General features: G+C 72.5%; 23 protein-coding genes. 14 read left to right on the top strand and 9 right to left on the bottom strand.

Going from position 1 to position 22,652, the window contains the following annotated elements; all coding sequences use genetic code 11:
- Window positions 1-68: 68 nt before the first annotated feature.
- On the top strand, window positions 69-374 hold the full coding sequence (locus AB0I72_RS18175) for a Dabb family protein (protein ID WP_358569643.1): 306 nt from the start codon (window positions 69-71) through the stop codon (window positions 372-374).
- 252 nt (window positions 375-626) lie between these two features.
- Here AB0I72_RS18175 and AB0I72_RS18170 read toward each other — a convergent pair whose 3' ends face one another.
- The 6 genes from AB0I72_RS18170 to AB0I72_RS18145 all read right to left on the bottom strand — a co-directional run bounded on the left by AB0I72_RS18170 (window position 627) and on the right by AB0I72_RS18145 (window position 6,731).
- Window positions 627-980: a hypothetical protein gene (locus AB0I72_RS18170; RefSeq protein WP_358569640.1), complete on the bottom strand. Its 354-nt coding sequence runs from the start codon at window positions 978-980 to the stop codon at window positions 627-629.
- Between the two features lie 500 nt (window positions 981-1,480).
- Window positions 1,481-2,404 (bottom strand): cytochrome d ubiquinol oxidase subunit II, encoded by a 924-nt coding sequence (locus AB0I72_RS18165; RefSeq protein ID WP_358569637.1) that lies wholly within the window; start codon window positions 2,402-2,404, stop codon window positions 1,481-1,483.
- Between the two features lie 16 nt (window positions 2,405-2,420).
- Window positions 2,421-3,668, bottom strand: a complete 1,248-nt coding sequence (locus AB0I72_RS18160) for a cytochrome ubiquinol oxidase subunit I (protein WP_358569634.1) — start codon at window positions 3,666-3,668, stop codon at window positions 2,421-2,423.
- A gap of 204 nt (window positions 3,669-3,872) precedes the next feature.
- Window positions 3,873-4,547 (bottom strand): response regulator transcription factor, encoded by a 675-nt coding sequence (locus tag AB0I72_RS18155; RefSeq protein WP_358569631.1) that lies wholly within the window; start codon window positions 4,545-4,547, stop codon window positions 3,873-3,875.
- A complete protein-coding gene (locus AB0I72_RS18150; protein ID WP_358569628.1) occupies window positions 4,544-5,752 on the bottom strand; it encodes a sensor histidine kinase in 1,209 nt (402 codons plus the stop codon). Before AB0I72_RS18150 ends, AB0I72_RS18155 begins: the two co-directional genes overlap by 4 nt.
- A 109-nt stretch (window positions 5,753-5,861) precedes the next feature.
- Entirely contained in the window at window positions 5,862-6,731 is an 870-nt protein-coding gene (locus tag AB0I72_RS18145) for a fused MFS/spermidine synthase (RefSeq protein WP_358569625.1), read from the bottom strand.
- A gap of 195 nt (window positions 6,732-6,926) precedes the next feature.
- On the opposite strand from AB0I72_RS18145, the gene AB0I72_RS18140 reads away from it, so the two are divergent.
- The gene (locus tag AB0I72_RS18140) at window positions 6,927-8,663 is read left to right on the top strand and encodes a proline--tRNA ligase (RefSeq protein ID WP_358569966.1); all 1,737 of its coding nucleotides are present in this window, start codon (window positions 6,927-6,929) and stop codon (window positions 8,661-8,663) included.
- A 51-nt stretch (window positions 8,664-8,714) separates the two neighbouring features.
- Here the strand turns inward: AB0I72_RS18140 and AB0I72_RS18135 are convergent, their stop codons facing one another.
- On the bottom strand, window positions 8,715-9,149 hold the full coding sequence (locus AB0I72_RS18135) for a DUF4439 domain-containing protein (RefSeq protein ID WP_358569622.1): 435 nt from the start codon (window positions 9,147-9,149) through the stop codon (window positions 8,715-8,717).
- A complete protein-coding gene (locus tag AB0I72_RS18130) occupies window positions 9,146-9,640 on the bottom strand; it encodes a hypothetical protein (protein WP_358569619.1) in 495 nt (164 codons plus the stop codon). Before AB0I72_RS18130 ends, AB0I72_RS18135 begins: the two co-directional genes overlap by 4 nt.
- Window positions 9,641-9,846: 206 nt before the next feature.
- Between AB0I72_RS18130 and rimP the strand changes: the two genes are divergently transcribed.
- From rimP to AB0I72_RS18085, 9 genes are all read left to right on the top strand, one after another.
- The gene (gene rimP / locus AB0I72_RS18125) at window positions 9,847-10,323 is read left to right on the top strand and encodes a ribosome maturation factor RimP (protein ID WP_358569616.1); all 477 of its coding nucleotides are present in this window, start codon (window positions 9,847-9,849) and stop codon (window positions 10,321-10,323) included.
- A 24-nt stretch (window positions 10,324-10,347) separates the two neighbouring features.
- On the top strand, window positions 10,348-11,337 hold the full coding sequence (gene nusA / locus AB0I72_RS18120; protein ID WP_358569613.1) for a transcription termination factor NusA: 990 nt from the start codon (window positions 10,348-10,350) through the stop codon (window positions 11,335-11,337).
- On the top strand, window positions 11,315-11,680 hold the full coding sequence (locus AB0I72_RS18115) for a YlxR family protein (RefSeq protein WP_358569610.1): 366 nt from the start codon (window positions 11,315-11,317) through the stop codon (window positions 11,678-11,680). Before nusA ends, AB0I72_RS18115 begins: the two co-directional genes overlap by 23 nt.
- 212 nt (window positions 11,681-11,892) lie before the next feature.
- Window positions 11,893-14,823: a translation initiation factor IF-2 gene (gene infB, locus AB0I72_RS18110; RefSeq protein ID WP_358569607.1), complete on the top strand. Its 2,931-nt coding sequence runs from the start codon at window positions 11,893-11,895 to the stop codon at window positions 14,821-14,823.
- Window positions 14,824-14,904: 81 nt separating this feature from the next.
- The gene (locus AB0I72_RS18105; protein WP_075925390.1) at window positions 14,905-15,201 is read left to right on the top strand and encodes a DUF503 domain-containing protein; all 297 of its coding nucleotides are present in this window, start codon (window positions 14,905-14,907) and stop codon (window positions 15,199-15,201) included.
- Window positions 15,202-15,203: 2 nt separating this feature from the next.
- A complete protein-coding gene (gene rbfA / locus AB0I72_RS18100) occupies window positions 15,204-15,641 on the top strand; it encodes a 30S ribosome-binding factor RbfA (protein WP_017599449.1) in 438 nt (145 codons plus the stop codon).
- 63 nt (window positions 15,642-15,704) lie between these two features.
- Window positions 15,705-16,592, top strand: coding sequence for a tRNA pseudouridine(55) synthase TruB (truB, locus tag AB0I72_RS18095; protein WP_358569602.1), 888 nt, complete (start codon window positions 15,705-15,707; stop codon window positions 16,590-16,592).
- Between the two features lie 57 nt (window positions 16,593-16,649).
- On the top strand, window positions 16,650-16,940 hold the full coding sequence (locus tag AB0I72_RS18090; RefSeq protein ID WP_075925397.1) for a type II toxin-antitoxin system Phd/YefM family antitoxin: 291 nt from the start codon (window positions 16,650-16,652) through the stop codon (window positions 16,938-16,940).
- Window positions 16,937-17,221, top strand: coding sequence for a hypothetical protein (locus tag AB0I72_RS18085; protein ID WP_358569599.1), 285 nt, complete (start codon window positions 16,937-16,939; stop codon window positions 17,219-17,221). The genes AB0I72_RS18090 and AB0I72_RS18085 overlap by 4 nt, the downstream gene beginning before the upstream one ends.
- Before the next feature lie 278 nt (window positions 17,222-17,499).
- Here the strand turns inward: AB0I72_RS18085 and AB0I72_RS18080 are convergent, their stop codons facing one another.
- Entirely contained in the window at window positions 17,500-18,360 is an 861-nt protein-coding gene (locus AB0I72_RS18080) for an alpha/beta hydrolase (RefSeq protein ID WP_358569597.1), read from the bottom strand.
- A 174-nt stretch (window positions 18,361-18,534) separates the two neighbouring features.
- On the opposite strand from AB0I72_RS18080, the gene AB0I72_RS18075 reads away from it, so the two are divergent.
- The 3 genes from AB0I72_RS18075 (at window position 18,535) to AB0I72_RS18065 (ending at window position 22,617) form a co-directional block, all read left to right on the top strand.
- Window positions 18,535-19,479: a bifunctional riboflavin kinase/FAD synthetase gene (locus tag AB0I72_RS18075; RefSeq protein ID WP_358569594.1), complete on the top strand. Its 945-nt coding sequence runs from the start codon at window positions 18,535-18,537 to the stop codon at window positions 19,477-19,479.
- A gap of 258 nt (window positions 19,480-19,737) precedes the next feature.
- Entirely contained in the window at window positions 19,738-20,007 is a 270-nt protein-coding gene (gene rpsO / locus AB0I72_RS18070) for a 30S ribosomal protein S15 (RefSeq protein WP_075925387.1), read from the top strand.
- A gap of 306 nt (window positions 20,008-20,313) precedes the next feature.
- Window positions 20,314-22,617: a polyribonucleotide nucleotidyltransferase gene (locus AB0I72_RS18065; protein WP_358569591.1), complete on the top strand. Its 2,304-nt coding sequence runs from the start codon at window positions 20,314-20,316 to the stop codon at window positions 22,615-22,617.
- The last annotated feature ends 35 nt before the right edge of the window (window positions 22,618-22,652 follow it).

The raw sequence follows: 22,652 nt of genomic DNA, 5'->3' as shown, positions 1-22,652 counted from the left end.
CCAGGGGCTGTCCCCCGCCCCTGGGCCTGGCCGTTCCCGTGTCGAGGCGGGAGAGTAGGTTCTCCGGTATGGGTATTCGACACATCGCACTGTTCCGCTGGCGGGACGACGTCACCCCCGCCGGGGTCGCCCAGGTGGAGAAGCTCCTCGGCGAGCTGCCCGGCGTCATCCCCGAACTGCGGGCCTACGCCTTCGGCCCGGACGCGGGGATCAGTGAGGGGACCTACGACTTCGCCGTGGTCGCCGACGTCGACGACGAGGCGGGTTTCGCCGCCTACCGGGACCACCCCGCGCACCAGGCCGCCCTGGCCGTCATCCGACCGATGCTGGCGGACCGGGCGGCGATCCAGTACCCGGTCGAGATCACCGGGTAGATCATGTTCCATGGGCCCTGCGAACACGGTTCGCTGGGCCCATTCGGTTTTTCAGGCGCGTGAGGGCTTGCGGTAGAACGCGTTTCAGTTTAGCCTCGGCGTATACCTCGCCCGGTGAGGGCGCCCGGTTGTTCGGTCATCGGGCGCCAGCGGACGGCGAGTGCACGCCGCCCGGTGCGGTCGGATCGCGCCCCGACCCCGCCGGGCGGCGCCATGTCCGGGGGCGGCGCCCGGCGGGCGTCGCCGTCGGGGTCAGCGCAGCAGCCGTGTGAGCTCGCCGAAGGTCAGGCACGGCCACGGCAGCTCGCAGCCCAGGCAGCGGCGCCCCTCGGGGTCGCCGTCCTCGTCCGGGCGGTGCAGGAACAACAGGTCGACGCAGACTCCGGCGAGGGCCGCGACCTCGTCGCGCGCGTTCGCGTAGAAGGCGACGTCGTTGATCCGGGCCAGGGCGCTGTCGGAGTCGCCCGCCCTCGGGAGGCCGACCGTGTCGGGCTCCCACGGGACCGCGCGGGCCGAGCGCTCCCGGATCCCCTGGACGCACCGGAGCAGTCGCGCGTGTGGGGAGGTGAACCCTCCCCGTGGCGCTGGCGTCGTGGACGATGACATCGCTGATCTCCCCCCGCCGGGTGGATACGCGGCCCCGCGATGTCACACAGGGTATAACTATCGTTGCGGAATGTCGCGGCGTGTGAGGGCGGATAACGGGCCGCCCGAAACGGCGGCCCGTCCACGGTGTGTCGGTGTGCTGGTCGGTCGGAGCGCTATCCGCAGCTGCCGCCGCAGTTGCACGAGCCGCCGCTCTGGCAGCCGCAACCACAGCCGGAACCGCAGCTGCAACCGCTCGCTTCGGGGGTGGTGGTCAGGGAGTGAGTCACGGTCCCTCCTCCGGGCTCGACGGCGCCCGTGACCCATGGGAGCCCCCTGATTCGACAGGGGACGCCACGGACGCCTATCCCGACGAAGAGGTGCCCCCCGCCCGGCCGCCCCAACCCGTCGGGCCGACCCGCCGCGCTGGCCCGGGGCGGGTCCGCGCCCGGCGATCGTCGCGCGTAGCTCCGGTGACCTGCACCTTCGCCGAGCTCCGGGCGCGGGTGCGGCGGGCGGATTCAGCCGAAGAAGGTCGGCTCCGGCGCCGGTCGGCGTGTCATTCGGTAGAGCCAAACCTGCCCGATGACCATGACCGGAATCACCGGAGCGAGCGCCGCCCACACGAAGGCGCCGGTGGTGGCCGGGATGGACGCCGTCGGGAGGTCCGCCGCCAGGACCGCGAACAGTCCCGGGACCGCGATCGCGACCGCCGACGTGTGCCGGGACAGCATCGGCCCCCTCAGCCCGCTCGTCGCCGCGAGCGCGCCGACCAGGACCACCGCCAGGACGACGGACACCACCGCGGCCCCGTCCGCCGGGCCTCCGGGCAGGAGCGTCGCCGCGGCCGTGACGACGGCCAGGCCCAGCCCGACCCTGGCCAGCGGACGCGTCGCCCGGGCCGCCGCGTCCGCGCCGTCGCACTCGTCCGCTCCGACCAGGCGCTCCGCGCCGAACGCCGCGCCCCGCAGGGCGAACAGGCAGACCACGGTGGCCGCGCACGCCACGGTGAACGGGCTCGCGGTCGGCCCCCCGGTGAGCAGACCGGCCACGACCAGCCCCCAGGCGACGGCCACCGCCCAGCCGCCCGCCACGATCGCCCCGTCGCAGACGGCCCGCCAGCCCGGCCGGTCGATCCGCGCCCGCGACCACAGTCCGGCGTCGCGGACCAGCCACCCGGCGAGGAGGGCGACGAGCACCGGCCAGAGCTCCACGACCACGTGGTGCTCGGTGACGGGGAACAGCCCGGCCAGCACGCCCACGGCGGCGACCAGCCACACCTCCGAGGCCAGGAAGTAGGGGGCGATCGCGGCGACCACCCGGCGGCGCTGCCCCGGGGCGCGTCCCACGACGGGCATGAGCATGCTCAGGCCCACGTCGGACCCGGCCAGGACGAGGTAGCCGACGAGGAACAGGGCGAGGAGTACGGAGGAGAGGACGTCCATGGTGGGCTCCCTGGGGTCAGAACGAGTGGACGGGGGCGGCGGGCTCCTCGGACGCGATCTCCCGGCGTTCGGCGAGGGGACCGCCCTCGGGGCCGCGCCGGGCGTAGCGCACCAGGAGCCAGCAGGTGACCGCGGCCAGTACCGCGAACGCCCCGGTGAAGAGCGAGAAGGAGACCAGGGCCATCCCCGGCGACAGGGGGGTCATCGCGTCCGCCGTGGTCAGGTGGTGGACGACGACCCACGGCTGCCGGTTGGTCTCCCGGAACACCCAGCCGCCGACGCTGGCCGCGTACGGCAGGAGGGGGGCCGCCACGAGCGGGGCCAGGAACCAGCGCCACCGGTCGAGCCCGCCGAACGGCCACGCCAGCAGCATCAGCGGACCGATCAGGGCGATCACGGTCCACGCCAGGATCATCGTCGTCTCTCCGGCCAGGCCCGCCACCTCGGCCGCGCCGCCCCCGGCCGCCGCCTCGATCGCCGCGATCTCCTCGGCCGTGTAGGTCAGACCGCTGGTCGGCGGCGCCTGGTCGAAGTACGCGAACTGCGTCCCGCCGAAGGCCGCCACGGGCAGGACCAGGAGGGTGACCGTGATCGCCGCGTAGCGCACGCCCCGCCGGAAGATCCCGTGCGGGTCGTTCCGCCGCACCAGGTGGTAGGCGCTCACGGCCGCGACCACCAGGGCTCCGACCAGCGCCGCGCCGGTCACGACGTGCCCGAACGCCATCGCCGAGGCGGGGTTGGCCAGCAGCGCCACCGGGTCCGTCAGGTGCGCCACGCCGTCCACCATCTCGAAGCCGACCGGGTGGCGCAGGAACCCGTTGGCGACCAGCACCCACCACGCGGACGCGTAGGCGGTGACCGTGACCACCGCGAAACACGTCAGGTGCGCCCACCGGCCCATCCGGTCCCAGCCGAAGATCCACAGCCCGAGGAACGTGGACTCGACGAAGAACGCGGTCATCGTCTCCACCGCGATCGGTGCGGCGAAGGAGTAGCCGAACACCTCCTGGAGCCCGCTCCAGTTCAGTCCGAGCTGGAGCTCCATCACCAGGCCGGACAGGACGCCCATGCCGTAGTTGACCAGGTAGAGGCCGCCCCAGAAGCGGACCGCCACCATCCGCGACCGGTCGCCGCGCACGGTGGCGACCGCCTGGGTGACCAGGATGTAGGGGGCCAGGCCCAGCGTGAGGGCCACGAACACGTAGTGCGTGGCGGCCGTCAGCGCGAACTGGAGCCGGGCGAGCAGGAGGGGGTCTTCGAACATGGCCGGGCCTCGGGGTCGGGTGCCGTGGACGGGGTCCAGCATCCGACGCGGGCGGGGCGCCGCGCGTCGTCCCGTCGGCGTCACCCGATCGACGCCCGCAGCGGTAGTCGCCGCCGCGCGGCTACGCCAGGGCGGGTACGGGAGGTCCCCGAGCGAGGGTCAGGGGTCCCGGAGCCCGGTTCCGCCGGGCACGGACGGCGCCGCTCAGTCCCCCCGGCTCCACCGGGGGGCGACCAGCGCGGTCTCGTAGGCGATGACGACCAGCTGCGCGCGGTCCCGCGCCCCGAGTTTCACCATCGCCCGGCTCACGTGCGTCTTGGCCGTGGCGGGGCTGACCACCAGGCGCGCGGCGATCTCCTCGTTGGACAGGCCCTCCCCCACCAGCGCGACCACCTCGCGCTCGCGTTCGGTGAGCCCGTTCAGCCGCGTCGACGGCTGGGGCGCGCTCCTGGGGCGGCGGGCGTAGTCGGCGATGAGCCGCCGCGTGACCCCGGGCGACAACAGGGCCTCGCCCCCGTGCACGACCCGCACCGCCTGGAGCAGGTCGGCCGGCTCGGTGTCCTTGACCAGGAACCCGCTCGCCCCCGCCCGCAGCGCCTCGAAGATGTACTCGTCCAGGTCGAACGTGGTGAGGATGACGACCCGTGTGCGCTCCAGCGACCGGTCGGACAGGATGCGCCCGGCCGCCGCCAACCCGTCGACGCCCGGCATGCGGATGTCCATGAGGACGACGTCGGGCGTCTCCTCCCGGGCGAGCCGCACCGCCTCCGCGCCGTCTCCGGCCTCGGCGACCACCCGGATGTCCGGCGTGCTGTCCAGCAGGGCGCGGAACCCGGCGCGCACCAGGGCCTGGTCGTCGGCGAGCAGCACCCGGATCACGGCGACTCCGTTTCGTCGGCGGTCGCGGCCCCGTCGGAGACCGCGGCGGAGGGGCGCTCGCCGTCCAGCGGCAGGCGCGCCCGCACCCGGAATCCTCCACCCGCCAGCGGTCCCACGTCCACCGAGCCGCCGACCAGGGCGGCGCGCTCGGCCATGCCGGTGATGCCGTTGCCGGGCACGGGCGGGCCGACCGTGCCGTGCCCGTCGTCGGTGACCTCGATGTCCAGCGCCGTGGCGCCGTACGCGAGCCGCACGGTCGCCGAGACCGCGCCCGAGTGCCGGACCACGTTGGTCAGCGCCTCCTGCACCGTGCGGTAGGCCGCCGTGTCCGTGCCCACGGGCAGGTGGTCGCGCCCGCCCTCCGTCTCCACGGTGACGTCGACACCCGCCCGGCGCGCCCCCGCCACCAGTTCCCCGACCCGGTCCAGCCCCCGGACCGGGGAGCGGGGCGCGGCCTCGTCGGCCGACCGCAGCACCCCGAGCATGGCGCGCAGTTCGGTGAGCGTGTCCTTGCTCGTCGCCTTGATGGTGGCCAGGGCCTCCGCGGCCCGTTCCGGCTCGCTCTCCATCAGGTACAGCGCCGTCCCGGCCTGCACGTTGATCAGGGAGATGTTGTGGGCGACGGTGTCGTGGACGTCGCGGGCCAACCGCAGCCGCTCGTCGGAGGCCCTCCGCAGCAACTCCTCCTCCCGGGTGCGCGTGGCCTCGGCGGCGCGCGCGGCGTCGGCGCGCTGGTACTCCGCCCGCCAGCGCATCACCTCGGCCGTGCACAGCAGGACGAGCACCCAGGCCACGAGACCGACGGCCTCCAGCCGCACCGTCCCGGTCGCGACGATCTCGTACGCGTACATCGACGCGAACTGGCCGATGCCCAGCGCCCAACCGAAGACCCGGTGCCCGTACCTAACCGCCGAGTAGAGCATCACCGCCGCGCTGAGCATCACCAGGCCGTCGGGGAACCCCAACGGGTAGTACACGGTCGCGGCGGCGATCGCCACGACGCTGCCGACGCACGGGCGGCTGACGCGCCAGAACACCGGCGCGCACGCGGCCGCGACGAGCGCGTACCCCCACGGCCACGGGTCCCGCTGCGCGGGGACGGGGTCGATCAGGTGGACCGCGAGCGTGCTGGCCAGCGAGAGGGACAGGACGGCCAGGGCGATCCAGGTGTCGGTGCGCGTGGGGCGCGGGAGTAGTGCTGCCACACCCTCGACAGTACGGGGCACCCCTCGCGGGCGCGCGTCGTCCACGGGAGGGTTCTCCGCGTCCCCGTGTACTCCCACGGGAGTAGGCGAGGGGAGGCGGAGGGCGGGGTCAGAAGACGCCGTCGGGGGGAGCGGGGGAGTCCACGGCGTCGGCGTCCCGTACCGGCGACCGCCCCGACGCGAACCGGTCCAGGTCCCCGCCCGCGAGCAGGCGCGCCATCTCCGGGTCGCGGTGGGCGCGGCGGCCCAGGTCGTCGGCGGGCAGGGGCCGGTGCCCGGCGACGAGGACGAGGTTGCCGAACCGGCGCCCGCGCAGGACCCCCGGTTCGGCGGTCAGCGCCAGGTGCGGCAGGACCGCGCCGGCGGTGGCGACCTGGGCGCGCGCGTGGTCGAGCGTGTGGCCGTCGCCGATGTTGACCACGAGGAACCCGCCGGGGCGCAGCACGCGCGCCGCCTCCGTGTAGAACTCCACGGACGTCAGCCGCGCGGGCGTCCGGGCACCCGAGAAGACGTCGCTGACGACGAGGTCCGCGCTGGCGTCGCGGCGGGCGGAGATCCACTCGCGCGCGTCGCCGATCCCCACGCGCAGCTGGGCGCGCCGGTCCCAGGGCAGCCTGCGGCGTACCACCTCGACCAGCGGGGCGTCCACGTCGACCGCGCGCTGCCGCGAACCCGGGCGGGTGTGCGCGACGTAGCGCGCCAGGGTGAGCGCGCCCGCGCCCAGGTGCAGGGCGTCGATCGGCTCCCCCTCGGGGGCGACCAGGTCGACGGCGTGCGCGATCCGCCGGACGTAGGAGAAGTCGAGGTGGGTGGGGTCGGTGAGGTCCACGTGCGACTGCGGGGTGCCCTCGACCACCAGGAACCAGGAGTCGGGGCGGTCGGCGTCGGCGAGCAGCTCCGCGCCGGGCGGGGCGGTCGGCACCGGCACCTCGTCTGCCGCCGGGTCCCCGTCCCGCTGGCGCGCACGTCGCCTGCCCATGTCCACGCCCCCCGGATCGCCGATCCCCCCAGGCTAGGACATGGCCGGGGGCGCCGCACCGCGGGCGTGGGCTGGTCCCCCACCCCGACAAAGGGCGCGCGAACGCCTCCGCACTGCCGCTAGCCTTGGTTTTCCAAGAATCCCCACCGCGCGCCGGACCGGCGCCAGCAACGAGGAGTGGCCGTGCTACTGCGGATGTCGAACCTGTTCCTGCGCACCCTGCGTGAGGACCCGGCGGACGCCGAGGTGCCGAGCCACAAGCTGCTCGTGCGCGGCGGGTTCGTGCGCCGCGCCGCTCCCGGCGTCTACACGTGGCTGCCCCTGGGCAAGATGGTGCTGGAGAACGTGTCGCGCGTCGTGCGCGAGGAGATGAACGCCATCGACGCCCAGGAGGTGCTCCTGCCCGCCCTGCTGCCCAGGGAGTACTACGAGGCGACCGGGCGCTGGACCGAGTACGGCGACACGCTCTTCCGCCTCCAGGACCGCAAGGGCGCCGACTACCTGCTCGGCCCCACCCACGAGGAGCTCTTCACACTCCTGGTCAAGGGCGAGTACTCCTCCTACAAGGACTTCCCGGTCATCCTGTACCAGATCCAGGAGAAGTTCCGGGACGAGGCGCGGCCCCGGGCGGGCGTGCTGCGCGGCCGCGAGTTCCACATGAAGGACTCCTACTCCTTCGACATCGACGACGAGGGCCTCCAGGCCTCCTACGACGCCCACCGCGCCGCCTACATCCGCGTCTTCGACCGGCTCGGGCTCGACTACGTGATCGTGTCGGCCACGTCCGGGGCGATGGGCGGCTCCGCCTCCGAGGAGTTCCTCGCCGTCGCGCCGACCGGTGAGGACACCTTCGTCCGCAGCACCGGGTCCGACTACGCCGCCAACGTCGAGGCCGTCACCACCCCCGCGCCGCCCGCCCTGCCGATCGAGGGGCTGCCCGAGGCCCGGGTCCACCACACCCCGGACACGGCGACGATCCAGACGCTGGTGGACTTCCTCAACGCCGCCGACCTGGGCCGGGACTTCACCGAGGCCGACACCCTGAAGAACATCCTGGTCAAGACGCGCGCGCCCGGCGCGGACGAGTGGGAGCTGCTCGGCATCGGCCTGCCCGGCGACCGCGAGGTGGACCTCAAGCGCCTGGAGGCCGCCCTGGAGCCCGCCGAGGTCGCGCTCCTCGACGAGACCGACTTCGCCGCCAACCCGTTCCTGGCCAAGGGCTACATCGGCCCGCGCGCGCTCCTGGACAACAAGGTCCGGTACCTGGTCGACCCGCGCGTGGTGACGGGGACCTCCTGGGTGACCGGCGCCGACAAGACCGACCACCACGTGGTGGACCTGGTCGCCGGGCGCGACTTCACGCCGGACGGGACGATCGACGTCGCCGAGGTGCGCGACGGCGACCCCTCTCCCGACGGCCAGGGCGCCCTGTACACGGCCCGGGGCATCGAGATCGGCCACATCTTCCAGCTGGGCCGCAAGTACACCGACGCCTTCCAGGTGGACGCCCTGGGCTCCGACGGCAAGCCCAAGCGCGTCACGATGGGCTCGTACGGGATCGGCGTGTCCCGCGCGGTGGCCGCGATCGTGGAGCAGTCGCACGACGACAAGGGCATCGTGTGGCCGCGCGAGGTCGCTCCCGCCGACGTGCACGTGGTGGGGACCGGCAAGGGCGACCAGATCGAGGAGGCGCTCCGGATCGCCCGGGAGCTGGAGGCCCGGGGCCTGCGCGTCCTCGTCGACGACCGCAAGGGCGTGTCGCCGGGCGTGAAGTTCACCGACGCGGAGCTGCTCGGTATCCCGACCGGCGTCATCGTCGGGCGCGGGCTCAAGGACGGCGTGGTGGAGCTGCGGGACCGCCGGACCGGTGACCGCGAGGAGGTCGCGCTGGCGGAGGTCGTCGACCGCGCGGTGGCCGCCTGCCAGGGGTGACCGCTCCCGTGACGTGGGCCTGACCGCCCCGGCCCGCGCAGGCCGGGGCGGTCAGGCCTGTTCGAAGCCGGGCAGGGCGTCGAGTTCGCCGCCCCACGCGAGCGCCCGGACCGTCGTCTCCTGGAGCGCGCGGGCGGCGGTCGAGCGCAGCTCGGCGTCGTCGGAGGCGGCCAGCCACAGGTACGCCCGCGCCGCGGTCTCCTCCAGGCCCGCCGCGAAGGCGTCCAGGCCCGCCTGGTCCCGCTCCTCGGGCAGCGGGTACGACGCCCGGGCGGGCTCCGGTCCGACGCCCCGGTCCACGGCGGCGGCGTGCAGCGCGTCGCGCAGCGCCTTGTGCCGGTGGGCGTACCCGCCCGCGGCGTCGCGGCGGGGCGCGCCCTCGGCGACACCGCGCAGGTACTCGTATCCGTGCACGGCCGCGTGCTCCGCGGCCAGCGCCTCGGCCAGTGCCTCGGGGACGACGGAGTCCTCGCTGTCCTCGCTCACCCTCGATCCTCTCCGTGTCGGCCCAGCAGGTAGGCGTGTCCGGCCTCGCAGGCGCCGATCCCGCTGATCAGCTGCGCCAGTCCGGCGTCCGCCACGGCGAGCGCCCGGTCCACGCGCGCGCTCGCCGCGGCGGACTCCAGGGCCGTCAGTTCCGCCAGGTCCAGGACCTCGGTGGGGAGCGCGGCGGGCTCGCCCTCCTCCGGCGCGGCCGAGGCCGGGGAGGAGTCCTCCGGCAGGGCCTCCACCAGGGAGTCCAGGTGCGCGAGGTGCCGTTCCAGGATGGGGCGCAGCAGGTCCTCCGGACCCGCTCCCTCGGCCAGCGCGGTCTCGTAGCGCGCCACCGTCCGGTTCTTCTCGCGGATCAGGGCGCGGAGCGTGAACTCCTCGGGGGTCACGTCCGACGGATACCACTCCGCGCGGCCACATCCGGTCAGACCCAGAACCACCGCCGCGCCCAGCACCGTGCGGCGGCTGACGCCGTTCAGACCCACCTGGTCTCCTCCCGTGCTCCCCGGCCGTGGACCATCTTTCCACGGCGTCCGACACGCCAGCGACCTGGAACGTGTCCAGGAGTGGATACCCTTGCAGCACAGCCGCCGTCACACGAGGACGCGGCGGAACCGATAAGCAGACTACGTACAGAGCTGGACCGCCCCGAACACGGGCGGAATTTCGCCGTTGGAGGGGCAGACACGACATGGGAGCGCAGGGGCGCGACGAGCGCATCGCCGAGCTGCTGGAGCCGGTACTGGCCGAGGCCGGGCTGGACCTGGAGGCCGTCGAGCTGACACCCGCCGGGAAACGCCGGGTCCTGCGTGTGGTCGTGGACTCCGACGACGGGGTCGACCTGGACACGGTGGGCGAGGTCTCGCAGGACGTCAACGACGCCCTGGACGCCTCCGACGTCATGGGTGAGCTTCCCTACGTCCTGGAGGTCACCTCTCCCGGCGTGGACCGTCCCCTGACACAGCCGCGCCACTGGCGGCGCTCCCGCGGCCGGCTGGTGAAGGCCGCCCTCACCGGGGGCGGCGAGGTCACCGGTCGGGTGACCGGCGCCGACGACCAGGGGGTCACCCTGGACGTCGAGGGTCAGCCCCGCTCCTTCGCCCACGCCGAACTGGCCAAGGGCAGGGTGCAGGTGGAATTCCGTCGCGACGCCGACGCGGTGGACTAGAGGGGAAGCCCCGTGGATATTGACATGAGTGTCCTGCGCAGCCTGGAGCGCGAGAAGGACATCGCGGTCGAGCTGGTCGCCAAGGCCATCGAGGACGCCCTACTGATCGCCTACCACCGTGAGGAGGGCGCCGACAAGCGCGCCCGCGTCGAGCTGAACCGCTCCACCGGCCACGTGACCGTGTGGGTGGCGGAGCTCGACGAGGAGGGCGAGGTCGCCGGCGAGTACGACGGCACCCCCACCGGGTTCGGCCGGATCGCGACCTCGACGGCCAAGCAGGTCATCCTCCAGCGCCTGCGCGACGCGGAGGACGAGCTGACCCTCGGCGAGTTCGCCGGCCGCGAGCACGACATCGTCTCCGGCATCATCCAGCAGGGCAAGGACCCCCGGAACGTGCTGGTGGACCTCGGCAAGATCGAGGCCATCCTGCCTCCGCAGGAGCAGGTGCCGACGGAGACCTACACGCACGGCGAGCGCCTGCGCGCCTACGTGGTGCAGGTCCGCAAGGGCCACCGCGGCCCCTCGGTCACCCTGTCGCGGACCCACCCGAACCTGGTCCGCAAGCTCTTCGAGCTGGAGGTGCCCGAGATCGCCGACGGCACCGTGGAGATCGCCTCGATCGCCCGCGAGGCCGGGCACCGCACCAAGATGGCCGTCCGGTCCAACCGCGGCGGCGTCAACGCCAAGGGCGCCTGCATCGGACCGCTGGGCAGCCGGGTCCGCAACGTCATGGCCGAGCTGCACGGGGAGAAGATCGACATCGTCGACCACTCCGACGACCCGGCCGTCTTCGTCGCCAACGCCCTGTCGCCCGCCCGGGTCAACTCGGTGGAGATCCTGGACATGGCCGCCCGCGTCGCCCGTGTCGTGGTGCCGGACTACCAGCAGTCGCTGGCGATCGGCAAGGAGGGGCAGAACGCCCGTCTGGCCGCGCGGCTCACCGGCTGGCGCATCGACATCCGCTCGGACGCGGAACCCGCCGACCGGGCCGATGACGGGGCCGATGGCGATTAATGGGGTCGCGTCCGTGTCTCGACGCGATAGGGTGGAAGCAGGCGGTCTTGACCGACCCGTACGCACGTGCGTGGGGTGCCGGTCACGGGCAGTCCAGTCCGACCTCGTGCGGCTGGTGGCCGAGGGCACGGTCATCACGCCCGACACCCGGGGTCGACTACCAGGGCGTGGCGCCTACCTGCACGACGACCGGCGGTGCTTCGAGCTCGCCGTGCGTCGCAGGGTGTGGGCGCGCGCCTTCCGGAGCCGAGACGGAGGGGGCTCCACCGGGTGGGACCTCTCCCGTGTGGAGGCACTGATCGGCGCCACCCCGGGTGGCGGATCGGCCCACCACTCCGGTTAGGGTTGGAATGTCTGAGCCGGCCGACGGTGTTGTAGTAACCGTGGTCGGCGTGCGGTGCTGTGTCGGCACGCAGAACCGGCCCATTGTTGTGTAGCGATGAGGAAGCAGGTCGAGATTGCGATGAGCGCCTGATGAGTACGCAGCGATGAGTAACTCGAGCTAACGACGGTCCGGCACGTGCCCATGTCCCGGACCGAAGCTGAAGGAGAGTAGTGGCGAAGGTCCGGGTGTACGAACTCGCCAAGGAGTTCGGCGTAGAGAGCAAGGCCGTCCTGGCCAAGCTCAACGAGATGGGCGAATTCGTTCGTTCGGCGTCCTCGACGATAGAGGCGCCTGTCGTGCGACGCCTGCAGGAAGCTTTCAACCAGGGATCCGAGGGCGGCAAGAAGAGCGGCTCGGCCCCCAAGCCGGGGCCGCGTACGGCCGCGTCCGAGGGTTCCGCACGCGCGGCGGCCCCCAAGCCGGGTCCCGCGCCCAAGCCGGGTCCGCGTCCGGCGGCCAAGCCCGCCCCGCAGGCCGAGCCGGCCCCGAAGCCCGGTGCCGCCAAGCCCGCCCCGCAGGCCGAGCCGGCGCCGAAGCCCGGTGCGGCCAAGCCCGGCTCGAAGGGTCCCCGTGGCGAGGCCGGTCCGCGCCCCGGCGGCGCCCCGAAGCCCGGCCCGCAGTCCGGTCGCGGCGAGCGCCCGCAGCGCGGTGAGCGTGGCGAGCGCGGTGAGCGCGGCGGTCGCCCCGAGGGTGGCCGCAGCCCCCGTCCGGCGGGTCCGCGTCCGGCCGGTCCGCGTCCCGGCAACAACCCGTTCGCGTCCACCGCGTCCGGGATGGGCGCCAAGCCCGCCGGTCCGCGTCCCGGTGGCGGCGCCCCGCGTCCGGGTCCCCGTCCCGGCCCGCGTCCTGGCGGTCCGCAGGGCGGCGGCGACCAGCGCGCCCCGCGTCCGGGCGGCGCCGCGGGCGCTCCCCGTCCCGGCGGCGCGTCCGGCGCTCCGCGTCCGGGCCCGCGTCCCGGCGGTCCGCGCCCCAGCCCGATGAACATGCCCTCGTCCCGTCCGGCCGCGCCCGGTGGCGGCGGCCGCGGCGGCGGCGCCGGGCGTCCCGGCCCCGGTGGCCGTGGTCGCGGGGGAGCCCCCGCGGGTCCGCGCCCCGGTGGTGGCGGCGGTGCCGGCGGCGGTCGTCCGGGCGGCTTCGGCGGTCGTCCCGGTGGCGGCGGTCGCGGTCGCGGCGGCACGGCGGGCGCCTTCGGCCGTCCCGGCGGTCGTCCCGGGCGTGCCCGCAAGTCCAAGAAGCAGCGGCGTCAGGAGTTCAACGACCTCCAGGCCCCGTCGTTCGGCGGCGTCAAGATCCCGAGCGGCAACAACCAGGTCATCCGCCTGTCCCGCGGCGCCTCGCTGTCCGACTTCGGCGACAAGATCGACGTCAACCCGGCGTCGCTGGTCCAGGTGATGATGCACCTGGGCGAGATGGTCACCGCGACCCAGTCCCTGCCGGACGAGACCCTGCAGCTGCTCGGCGAGGAGCTGAAGTACACGGTCGAGGTCGTCAGCCCGGAGGACGAGGACCGCGAGCTGCTGGAGTCCTTCTCCATCGAGTACGGAGAGGACGAGGGCGGCGACGAGGACCTGCGTCCGCGTCCGCCGGTGGTCACCGTCATGGGTCACGTCGACCACGGTAAGACCCGACTGCTGGACACGATCCGCAAGACCAACGTCGTCAGCGGCGAGGCCGGCGGCATCACCCAGCACATCGGCGCCTACCAGGTCTCCACGGTCGTGGACGAGGAGGAGCGCAGGATCACCTTCATCGACACCCCGGGTCACGAGGCGTTCACCGCCATGCGTGCCCGCGGTGCGAAGGTGACCGACATCGCCGTGCTGGTCGTGGCGGCCGACGACGGCGTCAAGCCGCAGACGGCCGAGGCCATCGACCACGCCAAGGCGGCCGAGGTGCCGATCGTCGTCGCGGTCAACAAGATCGACGTCGAGGGCGCCGACCCGCAGCGGGTCCGCGCGCAGCTGACCGAGTACGGCCTGGTGGCCGAGGAGTACGGCGGCGACGTCCAGTTCGTGGACATCTCCGCGCTCAAGGGCCAGAACATCGACGCCCTGCTCGAGTCGATCGTGCTGACGTCCGACGCGGCCCTGGAGCTCCAGGCCAACCCGGACATGGACGCGCAGGGTCTGGCCATCGAGGCCTACCTGGACCGCGGTCGCGGTTCCATGGCCACGGTGCTGGTCCAGCGCGGCACGCTGAACGTCGGCGACTCGATCGTGTGCGGTGACGCCTACGGTCGCGTCCGCGCCATGCTCGACGAGTACGGCCAGAACGTGCAGAGCGCCGAGCCGTCCCGTCCGGTCCAGGTGCTGGGTCTGACCAACGTGCCCAGCGCCGGTGACAGCTTCCTGGTCGTCAAGGACGACCGGGTGGCGCGGCAGATCGCCCAGCAGCGTGAGGCGCGCGAGCGCTTCGCCCAGCAGGCGCGTTCGGCCCGCCGCGTCACCATGGAGACCTGGCAGCAGCACCTCAAGGAGGGCGAGCGCTCCGAGCTGCTCCTCCTCATCAAGGGTGACATGTCCGGTTCGGTCGAGGCGCTCGAGGAGTCGCTGCTCAAGATCGACGCCGGTGGCGACGAGGTCAGCATCCGGGTCATCGGGCGCGGTGTCGGTGCCATCACGCAGAACGACATCAACCTGGCGGCCTCCGCGGACGCGATCATCGTCGGCTTCAACGTTCGGCCCGAGGGCAAGAACAGCGAGCTCGCCGACCGCATGGGCGTCGACATCCGGTACTACTCGGTGATCTACCAGGCCATCGACGAGGTCGAGGCCGCGGTCAAGGGTCTCCTCAAGCCGGTGTACGAGGAGGTCCAGCTCGGCAGCGCCGAGATCCGCGAGGTCTTCAAGGTGCCGAAGATCGGCAACATCGCCGGTTCGATCGTCCGCAACGGCCTCATCCGCCGCAACTCCAAGGCGCGGCTCATCCGCGACGGGGTGGTCATCTCCGACAACCTCACCGTGGAGTCGCTGCGCCGGTTCAAGGACGACGCGACCGAGGTCCGCGAGGGCTTCGAGTGCGGTATCGGCGTCGGCTACAACGATCTCCGGGTCGAGGACGTCATCGAGACCTACGAGATGCAGGAGAAGCCCCGCGACTAGCTCGCGGAGCCACTCCACGGGGCCCCGGCCGAGCGGCCGGGGCCCCGCCTTTGACGGTTCACTCCAATCGAAGGTGATCACTTGTACATTGGGGCGCTGACCCTGGACGTCCTTCTCGGGGACGTCCACTCGCTCAAGGAGAAGCGATCGGTGGTCCGGCCGGTCATCGCCGACCTGCGCCGCAAGTTCCTGGTGGCGGTCTCCGAGGCCGGGGAGCACGACCTGTACCGGCGCACGAAGATCGGCGTCGCCGTGGTCGCGCCGAGCGCCGCGCACGTGCGGGAGCTGATGGACGCCTGCGAACGCTTCGTCGCGGCCCGCCCCGAACTGGAGCTGCTGTCCGCCAGGCAGCGGCTCTTCAACGAAGAGGAAGACTGACCATGGTTGACGCCGCACGCGCGCGGAAGATCGCCGACCGCATCCAGCGCGTCGTCGCCGAGATGCTGGACCGGCGGATCAAGGACCCCCGGCTGGGGTTCGTCACGGTGACCGACGCCCGGATCACCGCCGACCTGCGGGACGCCACGGTGTACTACACGGTGTTCGGCACGCCGGAGGAGAAGGCGGGCACCTCGGCCGCCCTGGAGAGCGCCAAGGGCGTGATCCGCAGCGAGGTGGGCCGCCAGACCGGTATTCGGCACACGCCGAGCCTGACCTTCGTCGTCGACGAGGTGCAGGAGAACGCCCAGCACATCGAGGAGCTGCTGGCCAAGGCGCGCCAGTCCGACGAGGAGGTGGCCCAGCGGGCCACCGGCGCCCGGCACGCGGGGGAGGCGGACCCGTACAGGGCGCCCCGCCCCGAGGACGAGGACGAGTAGCGTCCGATCGACAGCACGGCGGCGGCGCGAGCGCGCCGCCGCCCCCGTCTCGTGAGGAGATCCATGGCCGAGAGCGGCGTCGTGGTCGTCGACAAACCCGCGGACTGGACCTCGCACGACGTGGTCGCCAGGACGCGCGGTCTGGCGCGAACGCGCAGGGTGGGCCACGCGGGGACGCTCGACCCGATGGCGACCGGGGTCCTGGTGCTGGGCGTCGAGAAGGGCACCAAGCTCCTGGGCCACCTGACCCTCACGGAGAAGACCTACGAGGCGACCGTCCGCCTGGGCCTGACGACCACCACCGACGACGCCGAGGGCGAGCCCGGCGCGCGGGTGGACGCGTCGGGAGTCGGCGACGAGGCCGTGCGCGCGGCCGTCGCGCGGCTGACCGGTCGGATCCAGCAGGTCCCGCCGCAGGTCAGCGCGATCAAGGTGGACGGGAAGCGGGCGTACAAGTCGGCCCGGGAGGGCAAGGAGGTCGCCCTCAGGGCGCGTGAGGTGACGGTCGCGGAGTTCGCGGTCTCCGACATCCGCAGGGCAGTGGACGCGGACGGGACGTTCGTGGACGTGGACGCCGTCATCACGTGCTCCAGCGGCACCTACATCCGGTCCCTGGCCCGCGACATGGGGGAGGACCTGGGCGTCGGCGGCCACCTGACCGCGCTGCGCCGGACCCGGGTGGGGCCCTACGACCTGTCCCAGGCGCGCACCCTCGACCAGTTGGCGGAGGAGTTCACGCAGGTCCCGCTGGACCGGGCGGTGGCGGCGGCGTTCCCGGTGCGGACGCTGTCGGAGGAGGAGACGCAGCGGATCCGCCACGGCAACCGGATCGACCCGAGCACGCTGGGCCCGGGGACGGTGGGCCTGTTCGCGCCGGACGGCCGCGTGGTCGCCCTGGGGGAGAACCGGCGCGACCACATGAAGCCGGTGGTGGTCTTCGACCCGGCGTAGCCGTTGGTTGGCGAGAATCATGTACATGGGCAGGGCTTGCTGGCTAGAATCATGTACATGATGACGCTGCCGCTGGCTGAAGCCAGAAACAACCTGTCCAAGATCATCGACGACATTGAGAGAACTCACGACTCGGTCACCATCACGCGCAACGGAAAGCCGTCGGCTGTGGTGATCTCAGTGGACGACTATGAGTCCATGCGGGAGACCTTCGCGTTGCTGGAGGATGACGAGGACCGCGCTCGCCTGGCGCGAGCGAAGGAGGAGTACGCCACTGGAGACGTCGTGACCGGTGATGAGATGGCCGCCATCATGCGTGAGCGGGTACGGCGGGAGTCTGGGACTTGAGTGATCGGTACGAACTCATCCTGACGAGGACCGCTCGCCGTGCGCTTTCGGACGTACTGCCTTTCAAGGTGGCCTCAGCCGCGTGGGAGCTGATCGACGGTGACCTCAGGGCCGCGCCTCGACGAGTGGGGAAGCCGCTGAACGCTCCGTACGAAGGCGACTGGGTGGCGCGTCGTGCCACCTACCGCATCCGATACGCCATAGACGACGACAAGCACGCGGTCGTCGTCTTCGATATCCGAGGGCGAGCTGACGCCTACCACTATTCGGGTGGGCACTGATCCCGAGGGATTTCGGCAGAGGCCGCTGTCGGGCATTCTGCCGTGACTCCTTGCTCAGCATGGGCTCGACGGATGGTGTCACGGACTGCTTGAATCCGCTCCTCACTGACCGGCCCGTTCACCGCTTCCATAGCGGCGAGGAGCTCGGCGAGGCGGACTTGTGCGAGTTTGTTCCTGGCAGTGGCCGTGACGTCATCCGCGAGCTTTTCCAGGTTTGCCTTGTCCACATCACGTAACGTAGCGGTGGCGGGATCGCGATGAGGGTGTTTCCACGGAAGTCAGCTCGAAGGAGCCACTTCCGTCAGGAACGCGTCGAGGACCCCGGTCAACTCGGCGGGGCGCTCCACGGAGGGCAGGTGGCCCGCGTCGGGCAGCTCCACCAGCCGGGCGCCCGGGATTCCCCCGGCGTAGAGGTCGGACACCTGCTGGATCTCCGGGACGTCAAACCCTCCCCTGACCACCAGGGTCGGCGCGGCGACCTCCCTCAGGCGGCCCTCGGCGGGTGGCTCCGGTGCGCGCGTCGTGCTCGGCGGCCCGCTCCACATCCGGTGGAAGGTCGTCCGGTACATCCCCAGGATCCGCTCCCACACGGGTGCGGGCAGGTCCTGCGGGCTCCGTGCGGGACCCACGGCGACGAACCGCGCCTGCGCCTCCGCCATCGCCGCCACGTCCGCCGGGTCGGGGTCGGCGCGCCCCTCGCGGTACCGCGCGAGGCGTTCCTCGGGGACGGCCCCGTCCATCGCGCGGGCGGCGGCCTCGGTGAACCCCCGCGGCCACTCCCGGCCGGTCATCCCCGCGCAGACCAGGGCCAGGGCGTCGACGCGCTCCGGCGCGACCAGCGCCGCGTCCACCGCGTGCCCGCCGCCCATCGACGCGCCGACCAGGGCGGCCCGTTCGATGTCCAGCGCGTCCATCAGCGCGAGCAGGTCCTCGTGGTGCGCGACCGGCCCCTCCGCGTCGTCCGAGTCCCCGTACCCGCGCCAGTCGTACCGCACCACGCGGTACCTCGTGGACAGGGCCGCGAACTGGTGGTCCCACATCGCGCGGTCCCCGACCGCCGCGTGCACGAGGATGACGGGCGGGCCCTCGCCCGCCTCGTCGTAGCCCAGGGTCGTCGATCCGATGGTGATTCTCGCCATGCCGGAACGCTACGGGGGCGTCGTCGGCGGTCCAACCCCCTTCTGCGGCGGGCAGAGCGGTGCCGCGCGTGCGCGGCGCGGCGAGCGGCATGGCACCCTTGTTCCCGAGGGCCGCGCGCCGCCCACGAAGCGCCGCGCGGCCGAACGCGCACGGTTCGGAAGGGGAGTCCTCAGGTGGGGCGATGGGATGGACTGGGGGACGTTCCCCCGGGGTGGGGCCGGTCCGTGGTGGCGATCGGCGTCTTCGACGGCGTGCACCGCGGTCACCAGGCCATCGTCGCGACCGCGGCGCGCCGGGCACGCGACCTCGGACTCCCGGTGGTGGTGGTCACCTTCGACCCCCATCCCGAGGCGGTCCTGCGCGGCGCCACACCGCCCGTGCTCACCCCCCTGGACCGGCGGGTGGAGCTGCTGGAGGAGCACGGCGCCGACCAGGTGTGCGTCCTGCCGTTCACCCGGGAGCTCTCGGCGCTGAGCGCGGAGGAGTTCGTCCAGGGCGTCCTGGTCGACCGGCTGCGCGCCGCCGCGGTGGTCGTCGGCGAGGACTTCCGGTTCGGGCACCGCGCCGCCGGAGACGTGGCCGCGCTGACCGAGCTCGGGCACAAGTACGACTTCACCGCCGACGGCGTGCGCCTGGTGGCCGACGGCGACACCATCACCTCCACGCGCGTGCGCGCCCTCCTCGCCGAGGGCGCGGTGGCTCCGGCCGCGAACCTCCTCGGCCGTCCGCACCGGGTCGAGGGCGAGGTCGTGCACGGCGCGGCGCGCGGTCGCGAACTGCTCGGTTTCCCCACCGCCAACATGAACCTCACCCCGCACGCGGCCGTGCCCGGCGACGGCGTGTACGCGGGCTGGCTCAGCCACCTCGCCCCGGTCGCGGGGCAGGAGTCGCGGTGGCCCGCGGCGATCTCGGTCGGCACCAACCCCACGTTCGACGGCGCGGAGCGGACCGTGGAGGCCTACGCCCTGGACCGCGACGACCTGGAGCTCTACGGCGCGCACATGGCCGTGGAGTTCACCGAGCACATCCGGGGCCAGGAGCGCTTCGACAGCATCGACGACCTCATCGTGGCCATGCGCCGCGACGTCGACCGCTGCCGCGAGGTCCTGTCCACCTGACCCCGGCGCCACCCGCCCGCCCACGCACAGGGGCTTTCACCTCGCGGTTTGCGGTAGGCTGGGTGGCGTCCACGTGTGCCCCGCGGTCAGGCCCCCTCCGAGGGCCCGAACCCGGGAAGCGCGCCGTGCCCACGCCCCGGCGTGGCCCGCGCCCGACCACACGCGACGGTGACTGTTCGTACGCGCGGTCACCGCGTCTGATCCCGGCCTCCTGAGCCGGGCACGTCCCGCGTACCGACAACGTAGAAACGGAGCGCCGTGTCGATCGACGCCGCCACCAAGGAAAAGATCATCGCCGAGTACGCCACCTCCGAGGGTGACACCGGTTCCCCTGAGGTCCAGATCGCGCTGCTCACGCACCGCATCACCGAGCTCACCGAGCACCTCAAGGGCCACAAGCACGACCACCACAGCCGTCGTGGCCTGCTCCTGATGGTCGGCCGCCGCCGTCGTCTGCTCAAGTACGTCGCGAAGCAGGACATCACCCGCTACCGCTCGCTGATCGAGCGTCTGGGTCTGCGCCGCTAGGTGGCTCGCGGGAGTGGCTCCGGCCGCTCCCGCTTTGTTAGTAAGGTGTGACACGCGTGCCGGAATCCTCCGTCGCGCGTGGAGCACGACAACTTCACAAAGGTAGACCCGCGATCCTTCCCTCGGCCACAGAGTCGGGGCCGGTCCTCGGTAGTGGTCTCCGGACGCCCCGCGGTGGGCTCCGTGGACTTCGATCGATGACCGGCCGTCATCAACTCCGGGGCACGGACGCGGGCGACGACATCAGCGCGCCGCGGGCACCGACCCGCCCGGCGCGCCCCGAGAACGTGTAGTAGGAGGTCGCCCATGGAGGGCGTGTACTCGGCCGAGGCCGTGATCGACAACGGTCGCTTCGGCACCCGCACCATCCGCTTCGAGACCGGTCGGCTGGCCCGCCAGGCCGCCGGTTCGGCGTCGGTCTACCTGGACGACGAGACCGTCGTCCTGTCGGCCACCACCGCCTCGAAGCGCCCCAAGGAGAACCTCGACTTCTTCCCCCTGACGGTGGACGTCGAGGAGCGCATGTACGCCGCGGGCCGCATCCCCGGCTCCTTCTTCCGGCGTGAGGGCCGTCCCTCCGAGGACGCCATCCTCACCTGCCGCCTGATCGACCGGCCGCTGCGCCCGTCGTTCAAGAAGGGCCTGCGCAACGAGATCCAGATCGTCGAGACGGTCCTGGCCCTGCACCCCGACCACCTGTACGACGTCGTCGCGATCAACGCGGCCTCGATGTCCACGCAGATCTCCGGGATTCCGTTCTCCGGCCCGATCGGCGGCGTGCGCGTCGCCCTGATCGACGGCCAGTGGGTCGGCTTCCCCACCCACTCGGAGCTGGAGAACGCCACCTTCGACATGGTCGTCGCCGGTCGCGTCCTGGAGGACGGCGACGTCGCGATCATGATGGTCGAGGCGGAGTCCACCACGCGCACCCTCAAGCTGGTCGCCGAGGGCGCCGTGGGCCCGAACGAGCAGACGGTCGCCGAGGGCCTGGAGGCCGCCAAGCCCTTCATCAAGGTCCTGTGCCGCGCCCAGGCCGCCGTCGCGGAGCAGGGCAGCCGCGAGGTCGCCGAGTTCCCGATCTTCCTGGACTACGAGGACGACGCCTACGAGGCCGTCGACTCCGCCGTCCGCGAGGACCTGGCCAAGGCGCTGACCATCGCCGACAAGCAGGAGCGCGAGGCCGAGCTCGACCGCGTCAAGGCGGTCGCCGCCGAGAAGGTCGGCGAGGCCTTCGAGGGCCGTGAGAAGGAGGTCGGCGCCGCCTTCCGCTCGCTGTCCAAGCAGCTCATGCGCGAGCGCGTGCTGCGGGACAAGGTCCGCATCGACGGCCGCGGCCCCAAGGACATCCGTTCGCTGAGCGCCGAGGTCGGCGTCCTGCCGCGGGTGCACGGCTCGGCCCTCTTCGAGCGCGGTGAGACCCAGATCCTGGGCGTCACCACGCTCAACATGTTGCGCATGGAGCAGATGGTTGACACGCTCAACCCGGAGAAGACCAAGCGCTACATGCACAACTACAACTTCCCGCCCTACTCCACCGGTGAGACCGGCCGGGTGGGCTCGCCCAAGCGGCGCGAGATCGGGCACGGCGCGCTCGCCGAGCGGGCCCTGCTCCCGGTCCTGCCCTCGCGCGAGGAGTTCCCGTACGCCATCCGGCAGGTGTCGGAGGCGCTGGGCTCCAACGGCTCCACCTCGATGGGCTCGGTCTGCGCGTCGACCATGTCCCTGATGGCGGCCGGTGTGCCGCTCAAGGAGATGGTGTCCGGCATCGCCATGGGCCTGATCAGTGAGGGCGGCGAGTTCGTCACGCTCACCGACATCCTGGGCGCCGAGGACGCGTTCGGCGACATGGACTTCAAGGTCGCCGGCACCCGCGAGCTCATCACCGCGCTCCAGCTGGACACCAAGCTCGACGGCATCCCCGCCGAGCAGCTGGCCCTCGCGCTCCAGCAGGCCCGCGGCGCCCGCCTGGCCATCCTCGACGTCATGCAGGAGGCCATCGAGCGTCCGGCCGAGATGAGCCCGAACGCTCCGCGCATCCTCACCGTCAAGGTCCCGGTGGACAAGATCGGTGAGGTCATCGGCCCCAAGGGCAAGATGATCAACTCGATCCAGGACGACACCGGCGCCGAGATCACCATCGAGGACGACGGCACGATCTACATCGGCGCCACCGACGGTCCGTCCGCCGAGGCCGCGCGGGACACGATCAACCAGATCGCCAACCCGACGATGCCCGAGGTCGGCGACCGCTACCTGGGCACCGTCGTCAAGACGACCACGTTCGGCGCGTTCGTGTCGCTGCTGCCCGGCAAGGACGGTCTGCTGCACGTCTCGCAGATCCGCAAGCTGCACGGCGGCAAGCGGATCGAGAACCTCGACGACGTGATCAGCATCGGCGAGAAGATCCAGGTCGAGATCCGCGAGATCGACGACCGCGGCAAGCTGTCGCTGGTTCCGGTCGAGGTGGTCGAGGCCGAGGCCGCCGCGAGCCCCGAGGAGCCCGCCGCGGAGTCCGGTGACGAGAAGCCGGCGGACAAGTCGGCCGACAAGGGCGGGGACGCTCCGCGCCGCCGTCGCCGCCGCTCCTCCGGTCGCTCCGAGAACACCTGATCGGCTGGGTCGAAGCGTAAAATCAGCTGATGGGG

This window comes from Nocardiopsis sp. NPDC049922 (assembly GCF_040660275.1).
GTDB lineage: Bacteria > Actinomycetota > Actinomycetes > Streptosporangiales > Streptosporangiaceae > Nocardiopsis.
The sequence above is the reverse complement of the archived record's forward strand: the minus strand, read 5'-3'. Positions and strand labels throughout refer to the sequence as shown.

Coding starts and splice junctions, on each gene's coding strand:
- AB0I72_RS18080 (WP_358569597.1), bottom strand. CDS start 18,360: ATGGCGAGAATCACCATCGGATCGACGACCCTGGGCTACGACGAGGCG.
- AB0I72_RS18145 (WP_358569625.1), bottom strand. CDS start 6,731: ATGGGCAGGCGACGTGCGCGCCAGCGGGACGGGGACCCGGCGGCAGAC.
- AB0I72_RS18140 (WP_358569966.1), top strand. CDS start 6,927: ATGTCGAACCTGTTCCTGCGCACCCTGCGTGAGGACCCGGCGGACGCC.
- AB0I72_RS18065 (WP_358569591.1), top strand. CDS start 20,314: ATGGAGGGCGTGTACTCGGCCGAGGCCGTGATCGACAACGGTCGCTTC.
- rbfA (WP_017599449.1), top strand. CDS start 15,204: ATGGTTGACGCCGCACGCGCGCGGAAGATCGCCGACCGCATCCAGCGC.
- AB0I72_RS18160 (WP_358569634.1), bottom strand. CDS start 3,668: ATGTTCGAAGACCCCCTCCTGCTCGCCCGGCTCCAGTTCGCGCTGACG.
- nusA (WP_358569613.1), top strand. CDS start 10,348: ATGAGTGTCCTGCGCAGCCTGGAGCGCGAGAAGGACATCGCGGTCGAG.
- rimP (WP_358569616.1), top strand. CDS start 9,847: ATGGGAGCGCAGGGGCGCGACGAGCGCATCGCCGAGCTGCTGGAGCCG.
- AB0I72_RS18090 (WP_075925397.1), top strand. CDS start 16,650: ATGATGACGCTGCCGCTGGCTGAAGCCAGAAACAACCTGTCCAAGATC.
- AB0I72_RS18175 (WP_358569643.1), top strand. CDS start 69: ATGGGTATTCGACACATCGCACTGTTCCGCTGGCGGGACGACGTCACC.
- AB0I72_RS18170 (WP_358569640.1), bottom strand. CDS start 980: ATGTCATCGTCCACGACGCCAGCGCCACGGGGAGGGTTCACCTCCCCA.
- AB0I72_RS18165 (WP_358569637.1), bottom strand. CDS start 2,404: ATGGACGTCCTCTCCTCCGTACTCCTCGCCCTGTTCCTCGTCGGCTAC.
- AB0I72_RS18115 (WP_358569610.1), top strand. CDS start 11,315: ATGACGGGGCCGATGGCGATTAATGGGGTCGCGTCCGTGTCTCGACGC.
- truB (WP_358569602.1), top strand. CDS start 15,705: ATGGCCGAGAGCGGCGTCGTGGTCGTCGACAAACCCGCGGACTGGACC.